The sequence below is a fragment of the Streptomyces sp. 13-12-16 genome, assembly GCF_002114215.1.
Classification (GTDB): domain Bacteria; phylum Actinomycetota; class Actinomycetes; order Streptomycetales; family Streptomycetaceae; genus Streptomyces.
Genome location: NZ_NCTE01001198.1, coordinates 41,267 through 52,830, shown reverse-complemented (window position 1 = coordinate 52,830; position 11,564 = coordinate 41,267). Strand labels below are relative to the sequence as shown.

At 71.9% G+C, this 11,564-nt stretch carries 10 protein-coding genes; 1 reads left to right on the top strand and 9 read right to left on the bottom strand.

Features of this window, described 5'->3' with window-relative positions:
• The 4 genes from B7767_RS37685 to B7767_RS37670 form a co-directional block, all read right to left on the bottom strand.
• Positions 1-555, bottom strand: a 555-nt coding sequence (locus B7767_RS37685; protein WP_143652864.1) for a universal stress protein, incomplete at its 3' end; no start/stop codon positions are given.
• Between the two features lie 5 nt (positions 556-560).
• Positions 561-1,583 carry an alcohol dehydrogenase AdhP gene (gene adhP / locus B7767_RS37680; protein ID WP_085575915.1) on the bottom strand — a complete coding sequence of 341 codons (1,023 nt, stop codon included), beginning with the start codon at positions 1,581-1,583 and terminating at the stop codon, positions 561-563.
• Positions 1,584-1,622: 39 nt separating this feature from the next.
• A complete protein-coding gene (locus tag B7767_RS37675; protein WP_085575924.1) occupies positions 1,623-2,528 on the bottom strand; it encodes a universal stress protein in 906 nt (301 codons plus the stop codon).
• Positions 2,529-2,680: 152 nt separating this feature from the next.
• Positions 2,681-3,310 carry a DoxX family membrane protein gene (locus B7767_RS37670; RefSeq protein ID WP_179167466.1) on the bottom strand — a complete coding sequence of 210 codons (630 nt, stop codon included), beginning with the start codon at positions 3,308-3,310 and terminating at the stop codon, positions 2,681-2,683.
• 271 nt (positions 3,311-3,581) lie between these two features.
• Between B7767_RS37670 and B7767_RS37665 the strand changes: the two genes are divergently transcribed.
• The gene (locus B7767_RS37665) at positions 3,582-4,571 is read left to right on the top strand and encodes a nitroreductase family protein (protein ID WP_107486549.1); all 990 of its coding nucleotides are present in this window, start codon (positions 3,582-3,584) and stop codon (positions 4,569-4,571) included.
• Positions 4,572-4,752: 181 nt separating this feature from the next.
• Here the strand turns inward: B7767_RS37665 and B7767_RS37660 are convergent, their stop codons facing one another.
• From B7767_RS37660 to B7767_RS37640, 5 genes are all read right to left on the bottom strand, one after another.
• Positions 4,753-6,510 (bottom strand): GAF domain-containing protein, encoded by a 1,758-nt coding sequence (locus B7767_RS37660; RefSeq protein WP_085575913.1) that lies wholly within the window; start codon positions 6,508-6,510, stop codon positions 4,753-4,755.
• A 210-nt stretch (positions 6,511-6,720) separates the two neighbouring features.
• The gene (locus tag B7767_RS37655) at positions 6,721-7,419 is read right to left on the bottom strand and encodes a response regulator transcription factor (RefSeq protein WP_085575912.1); all 699 of its coding nucleotides are present in this window, start codon (positions 7,417-7,419) and stop codon (positions 6,721-6,723) included.
• Positions 7,420-7,513: 94 nt separating this feature from the next.
• Positions 7,514-8,260: a pyruvate formate-lyase-activating protein gene (pflA, locus tag B7767_RS37650; protein ID WP_085575911.1), complete on the bottom strand. Its 747-nt coding sequence runs from the start codon at positions 8,258-8,260 to the stop codon at positions 7,514-7,516.
• Complete coding sequence (pflB, locus tag B7767_RS37645) at positions 8,257-10,515, bottom strand: formate C-acetyltransferase (RefSeq protein ID WP_085575910.1); 2,259 nt, start codon at positions 10,513-10,515, stop codon at positions 8,257-8,259. Before pflB ends, pflA begins: the two co-directional genes overlap by 4 nt.
• 305 nt (positions 10,516-10,820) lie before the next feature.
• A partial coding sequence (locus B7767_RS37640; protein ID WP_085575909.1) for a universal stress protein occupies positions 10,821-11,564 on the bottom strand: 744 nt, incomplete at its 5' end.

Genomic DNA, 11,564 nt, shown 5'->3' with positions numbered 1-11,564 from the left:
CGCCCGCACCGCGTCCAGGGCGGCGCCGCGCCGCCGGGCCTCCTCGTAGGCGAAGCGCACCGCCGCCGTCGGCGCGTCGGCCACGCCGACGACGATGCGGCCGTGCCGGCCGTCGGCGGCCCGGTTGTCGTGGTCGCCACGGATCACGACGACCGGGCAGTGCGCCTCGGTGGCCACGGTCAGGCTGACGGAGCCGAGCAGCAGGTCGGTCAGTTCGCCGCGCCCGCGTGTGCCCATGATCACGGCCGAGGCGTTGCGGGCTTCGCGCAGGAGGACGTACTCCGGTTCCTCGGGCACCGCTTCGGTGGTGACGGAGAGGTCCGCGTGGTGACGACGGGCGCGCCGGGTGGCGACGGTGAGGATGTCCTCGGAGGTCACGTGCTCCGACGGCTTGCCGAGCTCTCGGGCGAGCGCGGTGCCCTCATAGCGGTACCAGCGGTAGGCGTGGACGATCCGCAGGGGTACTCCGTGCCGGGCGGCCTCGTCGGCCGCCCAGTCGACGGCCCGCAGGCTCGACTCGGATCCGTCGACGCCGACGACCATGGGCGAGGTCATCGTTCTCAGCCTCCCGCGTTGAGGTCGAACACGATGCGGGCCTTGACGTGACCGTGCAGGACCTCGTCGATGCAGTCGTTGACGGCGGTGAGCGGGCGGGTCTCCCGGATCACCTTCGTGCGGCCCTCGGCGTGGAGCTGGAAGACCTCGGCGAGGTCCTGCCGGGTGCCGACGATGGAGCCGATCACCGAGGTGCCGTTCAGCACGGTGTCGAAGATCGGGACCTGGAGGGTGCCGTGAGCCGGCAGGGCCACCATCACGAGCTTCCCGCCGCGCCGCAGACCGGAGTTGACGGCCGCGAAGGCGGCCGGGTTCACGGCGAGGGCGAGGGCCGCGTGGGCGCCGCCGTGCCGCTTCAGCTCGGCGCCGACGTCCTGGGTACGGGCGTCGATGAGGATGTCCGCGCCGAGTTCCCGGGCGAGTGCGAGCTTGTCGTCGGTGACGTCGATCGCGGCGACCCGCGCCCCGGCGATCTTCGCGTACTGCACCGCCAGGTGGCCCAGTCCGCCCACGCCCGAGATCGCGACGAGCTGGGCGGGCCGGACGTCCGCGACCTTCAGCGCCTTGTAGGTGGTGACGCCCGCGCAGGTCAGCGGTGCGGCGTCGAGGGCGCTGACGCCCTCGGGCACCGGCTGGGCGAAGTCGGCCCAGGCGAGCATCTTCTCGGCGTAGCCGCCGTCGCAGCCGTAGCCGGTGTTGACCTGGCTCTCGCAGAGGGTCTCCCAGCCGGACAGGCAGTGCTCGCACCGTCCGCACGCCTTGCCGAGCCACGGCACGGCGACCCGTTGGCCGACGGCGAGGTGGGTGACGCCCTCGCCGAGCTTCTCGACGAGGCCGACGCCTTCGTGGCCGGGCACGAACGGCGGAGTGGGCTTGACGGGCCAGTCGCCGTGCGCGGCGTGGATGTCGGTGTGGCACAGCCCGGAGGCCTCGACACGGACGCGGACCTGCCCGGGGCCGGGCTCGGGGTCGGGGCGCTCCTCGATGACCAGGGGTTCACCGAATTCCCGTACGACCGCTGCCTTCATGATGCCTTCTCCTTCTGTGCTTGTCTTCGGCCGGCCGCGTCAGTCGTGCGCGACGACGGCGACGGGGGTGGTGGCGTGGTGCATGACCGCGTGGGCGACGGCGCCGATGTGCACGCCGAACGGGCTGCGGCGGATGCGGCGGCCGACGACCACGAGGGAGGCGTCGCGGGCCGCGTCGACGAGGTGGCCCGCGGGGCTGCCGAGCCGGGAGTCCTCGGTCACCTCGACGTCCGGGTACTTCTCCCGCCACGGCAGCAACGCCTCGGTGAGCGCTTCGGCCTGGGCGCGGGCGAGGTCCTCGCGCGGGTCGTAACCGGCGGCCAGGGCGTAGGTGTGGGAGGACGGCAGGTTCCAGACCCGCAGGACGGTCAGCGGAGCCTCGCGGCGCTGCGCCTCCTCGAACGCGAAGGCGAGGACGGTCTCGTCCGGGCTGCCGGTGTCCAGGCCCACGACCACGGGCCGGAAGCCGGTGGCGGCGGACGGGATGCCTGCGGGGTCCTTGACGTGTTCGTCGGCGGCCTGTTCGCCCGCTCGGACCAGGATCACGGGCACCTCGGTGCGGGCGATCACCGACTGGCCGACGGACCCGATCAGGAAGCCCGCGAGGCCGCTGAGGGCGCGCGAGCCCAGCACCAGCAGTTCCGCGTCGCGAGCGGCTTCGAGCAGGGCCTCCGCCGGGGCTCCGGCCCGCTGCTCGGTGGTCACCTCGACCCCGGGGTGCCGCAGTCGCAGGCCCTCGGCTGCCTCCCGGGGGATCCGCTCGGTCCAGTACTGGTGCGTCTCCGCACCGAGGAGCGGGGCCTGGGCCATGGGCTCCGGGACCGGCTGCCACGCGTGGAGCAGCCGTACCGGGAGCTGGCGCAGCGCCGCTTCGCGGGCCGCCCATTCGGCGGCTGCCCGGCTCTCGGGCGAGCCGTCGAGTCCTACGGTGATCGTGCGGGCCATGTTGCCCACCTCCTGTGTCGTTCGATCCGTTCTCAGCGTCTCTTCCGGCGGCCCCACGGGGCAGGGGCCCCTGGTCCCGGGACGGGACCGACGGTCCCTGCCGGCAGGCTGGTGGGGCGGGTCCTTCGGCGGGCCCGTCCCACCAGTCGTGTTCAGCGCAGCCACCCGTGGTCACGGACCAGCGGGAGCCGCGCCCACAACCGGCCCAGACCGAACGCATCACCGGCCGAGACCACGGCCAGCGCGATCAGCACCACCGCATACACCAGGTGGTAGTCGACGAACGGATTCGTCGACATGCTCGCCGACCCGTCCGACAGATGCTTCGCCGGCGGCCACTCCGCCACCCACATCAACGCCATCATCACCGTCCCCGCCAGCGCCGCCGGACGCAGCGCCACCCCCGCGGTCAAAGCCAGCCCGATCCCCAGCAGGCCCAGCATGAACAGCCAGTCCGCCCACGCCGCCCCCGCCCACGCATGGAACACCGACTCCATCGGACCGACCGCGACATGCCCGAGGAAACCCTCAGTGGGCGAACCACCATCGACCCAGCCCTTACCGGACGCGGTGGCATAACCGAAGCCGAACGTCTTGTCCAGGAACGCCCACAGGAAGACGAACCCCATCAACACCCGCACCGAAGCGAAAACGTAAGCCCGTGCGGTGAACGTGCCGGCCTCCGCCGACTCGGCCGACTCCTGTACGGAAGCGGCGTGGTTCCGGCGGAACGACGGCAGGTGGAAACCCGAACCGCGGTGCGTGGGCTGGTGCACGGCCATGACAGTGATCCCTTCGGACGAACTCCGGTTACTTCCTGACACCACCCACTCTCCCGGCCCCCACCACCCCGCACCCGACGCCGAAGGTCCGCACCCGAAGACCCAACAGCCCCGAACAACAGGGACCTTCGGCCACAACCCCCGCGGCAGGGCCGAACGGCACCGCGCAGGGCCCGCACGACCCCTCACGCACAGCGCGAGTCAGGGCCGAGGCTGGAAGGAGTCATCCGCCAGCCCAGCCGGCCTCGGCCGCAGGCGGGAAGGAGTCCCGATGAGCTCTACGACCTTCGACGCCCCTGCCCTGGAGCGGCTGATCGCGGCGGCCGTGGCCGCACCGTCCCTGCACAACACCCAGCCCTGGCGCTTCCGTCTCGATGCCGACACCCGCACCGTGCGGATCGACGCCGCCGCGGACCGGGTACTGCGCCACACCGATCCAGTGGGCCGCGCCGTGCACCTGTCCGTGGGCTGCGCGGTCCTCAACCTGCGCATCGCGGCCTCCCACTTCGGCTGGGACCCGGTGACCCGGCTGCTCCCCTGCCCGGACCGTCCCGCTCTGCTCGCCACGGTCCGGCTCACCGAATCAGCGCACGGCGCACAGTCGGCCGGTCTGTACGAAGCTGTCCGGCACCGGCACAGCAGCCGTTTCCCCTTCTCCGGGCGACCGCTGCCGTCGGACCTGCTCGCCGAGCTGACCGATGCGGCCCGCCTGGAGGGGGCGACGCTTCGCTTCCCGGGGCCGAAGGGCATTGATCGGGCGCTGCGTGCCATATGGGAGGCGGAGAGGCGCAACAGGGCGGACGCCGACCGGGCCGGCGAGAGCCGCCGCCTGGTCGGCGGTCCGCGCTCCCGGTCGCTGGGACTTCCGCCGGCGGTCCTCGGGCAGCAGGACGCCCTGGGCCGGATGCCGATGCGGGACTTCGGCGCCCACCGGCACCCGGACGTGCTGCCCGCCCGCGTCTTCGAGACGCGTCCGACGCTCGCGCTGCTGTCCACGGCGCACGACCGGCGAGCGGACTGGCTGCGCGCCGGTCAGGCCCTGGAACGGGTCCTGCTGTCGGCCACCCGGCGCGGGGTGCGGGCGTCGTTCCTGCACCAGGCCCTGGAGTGGCCCGATCTACGGGGAGTTCTCGACGGTCTCCCGGCGGACGCGGACGGTCCGCGCGTGCGCACGCAGATGGTGATCCGGCTCGGGTACGGCCCCGAGGGGCCCGCCTCACCGCGCCGCCCGGTCGATGAGGTCATGGAGGGCGACGTGTGATCATGTGCCGGCCGGTCCCGCCGATGACGGGACCGGTCGCCTTCCGTCCGACCGCGGTCGCGGGACGCCGTCATGGCCGGAGGAGCCCTCACCGTGAGCCGGTGGTCCCGGTGAGCGGCCGACCTCGCCCGGTAGCGGCCCTGAGAAGTCGCGAGGACCGCTCATCCGCTGACGCCGTGCGTCACGAGGCGGGCCGGCCGTCCTCCGCACCGTCCGACGACTGCCCCAGCGGCGCGTACCACACGAGCCGTGCTCCCCCTCCTCCCGGACTCTCCAGCTCCATGTCGCCGCCGAGCTTCCGCGCTCGCTCGGCCATGTTGGTCAGACCGCTGCGGCGGCCTCCGGCCGGGATGCCGACGCCGTTGTCCGTGACCGTCAGGCGGACCTCCTTGCCGTCGGTCTCCAGCACGACGTCTGCGCGGTCCGCGCGGGCGTGCCGGGCGATGTTGGTCAGGGACTCGGTGAGGACGGCCAGGACGTGGTCGGTGGTCTCCGCGGGCACGTGCGTGTCGAGCAGGCCCTCCATGCGGACGCTGGGGGCGAAGCCCAGCAGCGGAGTGGCCTCGCCGACCGCGCGCACCGCGCGGGAGCGCAGACCGGGAGCCGCGTCGTCCTCACGGGAGCGCAGACCGAAGATCGTCGACCTGATGATCTTGATGGTCTCGTCGAGGTCGTTCACGGCCCGCTGGACCCGGTCCGAGGCCCCCTCGTGCTGGATGAACCGGTCAGCGCTCTGCAGCGTCATGCCGGTGGCGAAGAGCCGTTGGATCGCCAGGTCGTGCAGGTCGCGGGCGATCCGGTCGCGGTCCTCCAGCAGGGCGATCTGCTCGGCGTCCGCGCGGCGTTCCGCCAGCTCCATGGCGACGGCGGCCTGGGCTGCGAAGACCTGGAGCGGCTCGGTCTCCTTCTCTGAGAATTCACGGCCGCCCGACCGCCGGACCAGCAGAACCACACCGCGGGCGTCATCGCCCGAGCCGATCGGTACGGCGACGGCCGGCCCGAGCCCGTCGAAGCGCGGAGGTCCGGCCGAGATCCGGGAGTCACGTGAGACGTCCGGGCTGCTGACGGACACCCGCTGGGCGAACGCCTGCCCGATGAGAGTCCCCTCCACGGGCAGGACGACCCCGCGCCATACGTCGGCCTCCTGGCCTATCGCGAGTTCCACGGCGAGTGTGTCCGTCCCGCTCACCGGCATGGCCACCACGCTCAAGGCGGAAGCGGTGATCTCCCTGGCCCGTTCCGCGATCAGCGGCAGCACCCCGCCCTGGTCCGCGCCTGACATGAGGGTGTGCGTGATCTCGGCGTTCACCTGGAGCCAGCGTTCGCGCAGCCGGGACTCCTCGTACAGGCGGGCGTTGTCGATCGCCACACCGGCCGCCACGGCCAGGGTGGCCAGCACCGACTCGTCGTCCTCGTCGAACTGCTGGCCGCCACGCTTCTCGGTCAGGTACAGATTGCCGAAGACGTGGTCCCGCACCCGGATGGGAACACCGAGGAAGCTGTTCATCGGCGGATGATGGGCCGGGAAGCCGTACGAGGCGGGGTGGTCGGAGAGCTTCGTCAGCCGCAGCGGCTCCGGACGGCGGATCAACTCGCCGAGGATGCCGTGCCCCTCCGGGTAGGGGCCGATGCGGGCGATCTGCTCGTCGCTGACACCCACGGTGTGGAAGGCGGACAGGCGCTTGCCGTCCGGGCCGATCACGCCGAGGGCCGCGTACTCCGCGTCGACCAGTGCCGCCGCCGCTTCCACGATGCTGTGGAGCGCCTGCTCCAGGTCCAGCTCCCGGCCGACGGACAGCACCGCCTCCAGCAGGCTGTGCACCCGGTCCCTGGTGCCGCGGGCCGCGTCCAGCCGGGCCTGCAGCTCCTCCAGCAGCTCGTCCAACCGCAGTTGCGGCAGTCGCACTCGTGCCTCACGGGCTTCCTCGGCGTTCTCCAACGCTACTCCTCCAACGCCTCAACGCCTGTCGGCAGCCGTACCGTTCAGCTGTCACGGTAGCGGCTCGAACAGGGGGGAGGACAAGGGAACAGCGCCGCCGTGCGGCCCGGCTCCGCAGGCGTGGGAGATCATGTGGTGCCGTTCCAGGTCGTATCCGCCTTCTTCGGCCCCGGGGCGGGTGCGTCGCCGACCGGTGGTGGGCCACGACCCCTATTGGTCTTCGGGCCGCATGCGGTCACGTGCCTGGGTGGCGATGACGGCGGCCTGGACGCGGCGTTCCACGCCGAGCTTGGAGAGCAGACGGGAGATGTGGTTCTTGACCGTCTTCTCGGCCAGGTACAGCCGCTGACCGATCTGCCGGTTGGTCAGCCCCTCGCCTATCAGGTCCAGGATCTCGCGTTCCCGGTCGGTCAGGCCGGGCAGGACGTCCGGCTCCTCGGCCGGCTGCTGTCCGGCGCTTCGCAGCCGTGCCATCAGTTTGGCCGTGGCGCTGGCGTCCAGCAGCGACTGGCCTCGGGCCACCGTCCGCACGGCCGAGACCAGGTCCGATCCCTGGATCTGCTTCAGCACGTATCCGGCCGCGCCCGCCATGATCGAGTCCAGGAGCGCCTCCTCGTCGTCGAAGGAGGTCAGCATCAGGCAGGCCAGGTCCGGCATCTTCGACCGCAGTTCGCGGCAGACGGTCACTCCGTCTCCGTCGGGCAGGCGCACGTCGAGGACGGCCACGTCGGGGCGCAGGGCGGGGACCCGGACCAGTGCCTGCTCCACCGTCGCCGCTTCTCCGACCACCGTGATGTCCGGTTCGTCGTCCAGCAGGTCGTGCACCCCTCGCCGTACCACCTCGTGGTCGTCCAGGAGGAAGACCTTGATCGGGCTTCCCGTGCTGTCGTCCTGCCCGCTGTGCGCCATCGCATGCTCCTCGTGAGGCCTCGGTCTCCGTCGAACTCCTTATCCTGCCAGGACGGCCGAGGTCCAGGGGCGGTCGATCCCGTGCCCGCCCGCCTCAATGGGCCGCGAGGCCGCGTCCACGGAACTGAGCCCGTACCCGGTCCACGAGCGCCGTGTCGGGGACCGGAGCGTCCCGCAGGGTGAAGGGGATGCCCAGGGCGTCGTACTTGGCGGCACCGAGCTTGTGGAACGGCAGGATGTCGACCCGCTCGACGCAGCCCAGGCCGGAGAGGAATCCGGCGAGTCCCTCGACTGCGTCCTCGTCGTCGGTCCAGCCGGGCACCAGGACGTACCTGATCCACACGCGCTTGCCCAACCGGTCGAGGCGGGTGGCGAAGTCGAGGGTGGGAGCGAGGTCTCCGCCGGTCAGCTTCCGGTAGGTGCGGACGTCGAAGGACTTGATGTCCAGCAGCACCAGGTCGGTGTCGGCGAGGAGTTCGTCCGTGGCGCGGGCGCCGAGGAAGCCGGAGGTGTCGAGGGCGGTGTGCAGTCCGAGCTCCTTGCAGCGGCGGAAGACCGCGGCGGTGAAGGCCGGCTGGAGGAGGGCCTCGCCGCCGGTGAGGGTCACTCCCCCGCCGGCGGTGGTGAGGAAGGCCCGGTACTTCTCGATCTCGGCCATCACCTCGTCGACGGTGGCCGGTTTCCCGTCCCGCATGTGCCAGGTGTCGGGGTTGGCGCAGTACAGGCAGCGCAGGGGGCAGCCGCTGAGGAACAGCACGAACCGGGTCCCGGGACCGTCCACTCCCGTGGACAGGTCCCAGGAGTGGATCCGGCCCGTCACCGGCTCGACGGTGGTGCTCACAGCGATCCGTGGAAGGTGCGGCTGATCACGTCGAGCTGCTGCTCGCGGGTGAGACGGACGAAGTTGACGGCGTATCCGGAGACCCGGACCGTCAGCTCCGGGTACTTCTCCGGGTGCTCCATGGCGTCCTCCAGGGTCGCCCGGTCCAGGACGTTGACGTTCATGTGGAAGCCGCCGGAGGCCATGTAGGCGTCGAGGATGCCGACCAGGTGGCCGGCGCGTTCCCCGGGGACGTGCCCGAGGCCCTCCGGGGTGATGGTGGTGGTCAGGGAGATGCCGTCCCGCGCCGCCTCGTACGGGAGCTTGGCCACCGAGAGGGCGGAGGCTGCGACCCCGTGCCGGTCGCGGCCGTTCATCGGGTTGGCGCCGGGGGCGAACGGGGCGCCCGCGCGCCGGCCGTCGGGGGTGTTGCCGGTGTGCTTGCCGTAGACCACGTTGGAGGTGATGGTCAGCACGGACTGGGTGTGCTCGGCGTCGCGGTAGGTGGGGTGCTTGCGCACCTTCGCCATGAACGACTCCACCAGGTCCACGGCGAGCGCGTCGGCGCGGTCGTCGTTGTTGCCGTAGGCCGGGAAGTCGCCTTCGGTCTCGAAGTCCACGGCCAGGCCGGTGGCGTCGCGGAACACCTTGACCCGTGCGTGCTTGACTGCGGACAGGCTGTCCACGGCGACGGACAGGCCGGCGATGCCGCACGCCATGAAGCGGTGCACCGGATAGTCGTGCAGGGCCATCTCGATGCGCTCGTACGCGTACTTGTCGTGCATGTAGTGGATGACGTTGAGCGCGTCCACGTACGTCCGGGCGAGCCAGTCCAGGACTCGGTCGTACGCGGCCGACAGCTCCTCGTAGTCCAGGTACCCGCCGGTCAGCGGCGGCATTTCGGGGGTGACCTGTTCGCCGGTCATCTCGTCGCGGCCGCCGTTGACCGCGTACAGCAGTGCCTTGGCCAGGTTGACGCGGGCGCCGAAGAACTGCATCTGCTTGCCGACCGCCATCGCCGAGACGCAGCAGGCGATCGCGGTGTCGTCGCCGGTGCACGGGCGAGTCAGCTCGTCGGACTCGTACTGGATGGCGCTGGTGTCGATGGACACCTGGGCACAGAATTCCTTGAAGCCCTCCGGGAGCCGCGGCGACCACAGCACGGTCAGGTTGGGCTCGGGGGCCGGGCCGAGGTTGTAGAGGGTCTGCAGGAAGCGGAAGGAGGTGCGGGTGACCAGCGGGCGGCCGTCGGTTCCCATGCCGCCGATGGACTCCGTGACCCAGGTGGGGTCGCCGGAGAACAGGGCGTCGTACTCGGGGGTGCGCAGGAACCGTACGATCCGCAGCTTGATCACGAAGTCGTCGACCAGTTCCTGCGCCCGGGACTCGTCGAGCACGCCCTCGTCCAGGTCACGCTGAAGGTAGACGTCCAGGAAGGTGGAGGTGCGGCCCAGCGACATCGCCGCGCCGTTCTGCTCCTTCACCGCGGCCAGGAAGCCCAGGTAGAGCCACTGCACCGCCTCGTGCGCGGTGGCGGCGGGACGCGAGACGTCGCAGCCGTACGAGGCGGCCATCTCGGTCAGTTCGCCCAGCGCCCGGATCTGCTCGGCGAGTTCCTCGCGGTCCCGGATGACGTCCGGGCCGGAGGGCCGCGCGTCCAGCAGGGCCCGCTCGGCGCGCTTGGCCTCGATCAGCCGGTCCGTGCCGTACAGCGCGACCCGCCGGTAGTCGCCGATGATCCGGCCCCGGCCGTAGGCGTCCGGCAGTCCGGTGATGATGCCGACCTTGCGGGCGGCCCGCATCTCGGGGGTGTAGGCGTCGAAGACGCCGTCGTTGTGGGTCTTGCGGTAGCTCCCGAAGACGCGCGTGACGAAGGGGTCGGGCTTGTAGCCGTACGCCTTGAGCCCGTTCTCCACCATCCGCAGTCCGCCGTTGGGCATGATGGCCCGCCGCAGGGGGGCGTCGGTCTGCAGGCCGACGATCAGTTCGCGGTCGCGGTCGATGTAGCCCGGCCGGTGCGAGGTGATGGTGGACGGGTTGCCCGGGTCGACGTCGAGAACGCCCCGGCGGCGTTCCTCGGGGAACAGGGCGGCCACCTTGCCCCAGACCGCGAGCGTGCGCTCGGTCGGACCGGCCAGGAAGGCGGAACCGCCCTCGTACGGGGTGTAGTTGGCCTGGATGAAGTCGCGCACGTCGATGCGCTCACGCCATCCGTTTCCGGCGAACTGCCGCCAGGCGTCGGCGGTCCGGGGGCCGGCTGTCACCGTCGTGGTCATCTCAGGTCCTCTCGTCGGGCGGTCTTGTCACTGTCGATGCTCGTCGTGCGGGCCCGCGGCGAGGAGTGCCGGACAGGGCACCGGGCGGGTCCCCTCCGCCCCCGGTCGGCCGGGACCTTCGGCCCCCTGTCCCGAAACCCGCGCACCGCAGGACGGGGGCGTCGGGGGAAAAGCGGACAGCCGGGGAGGCGCGGTGCGCGTGCCCGGCCATGACGTCGCGGTGCCGGTGCCCCCTCGTGTCCGGCGGACCGGCACTGACCGGCCGGCCCCGGCGGACCGGTGGCCGGCCGATGCGCCGCGCCACCTCAGTCGTGCGGGACGACGGCGACGGGACATCCGGCATGGTGGAGGACGGCGTGGGTGACCGGACCCGTGTGGGCACCGACCCGGTGGTCGGTGGTACGACGGCCCACCACGAGGAGGCCGGCGTTCCGGGTGGCCCTGACCAGTTCGACGGTGACGCGTCCTTCGGTGACCGCCTCGGTCACGGGGACGGTCGGGTACTTCTCCCGCCAGGGGCGCAGCACCGCCGTCAGGGCGCGCTCCTCGTCCGCCAGCGCCTGGGCCCGCGGTTGCGGGGCGAGAGCCGGGCCCTCCGGGGCGACGGTCACCAGGGGCGCCGACGGAGCGGGGGCGGGGCGGAACGGCGTCCGGAAAGCGTGGACCACCCGCAGGCCGGTGTCACGTCGGCGGGCGGCGTCGAAGGCGAACTCGATCAGTTCGTCGCAGGGACGGTCCGTCCGCAGCCCCAGGACCACCTGGCGGTAGGGCGTTGTCGGGATCTCCTCGGGAGCGACGCCGTCCGTGGCCGACAGGTGCTCATCGGCGGCCCCCCGCCCCGCCCGGACCAGTACGACCGGGCGGGTGGACCGGCCGACGACGCGCTGGGACACGGAGCCCGTCACGAATCCGCTCAGGGCCCCGAGACCGAGGGAACCGAGGACCAGCAGGTCGGCGTCGGCCGAGGCGGCCAGCACAGTGGTGACCGTAGCGTCACACACGAGTCGGCCGGTGATCCGCAGACCCGGGTGGGCGGCACGGACACTGCG

Coding starts and splice junctions, on each gene's coding strand:
- adhP (WP_085575915.1), bottom strand. CDS start 1,583: ATGAAGGCAGCGGTCGTACGGGAATTCGGTGAACCCCTGGTCATCGAG.
- B7767_RS37675 (WP_085575924.1), bottom strand. CDS start 2,528: ATGGCCCGCACGATCACCGTAGGACTCGACGGCTCGCCCGAGAGCCGG.
- B7767_RS37670 (WP_179167466.1), bottom strand. CDS start 3,310: ATGGCCGTGCACCAGCCCACGCACCGCGGTTCGGGTTTCCACCTGCCG.
- B7767_RS37665 (WP_107486549.1), top strand. CDS start 3,582: ATGAGCTCTACGACCTTCGACGCCCCTGCCCTGGAGCGGCTGATCGCG.
- B7767_RS37655 (WP_085575912.1), bottom strand. CDS start 7,419: ATGGCGCACAGCGGGCAGGACGACAGCACGGGAAGCCCGATCAAGGTC.
- pflB (WP_085575910.1), bottom strand. CDS start 10,515: ATGACCACGACGGTGACAGCCGGCCCCCGGACCGCCGACGCCTGGCGG.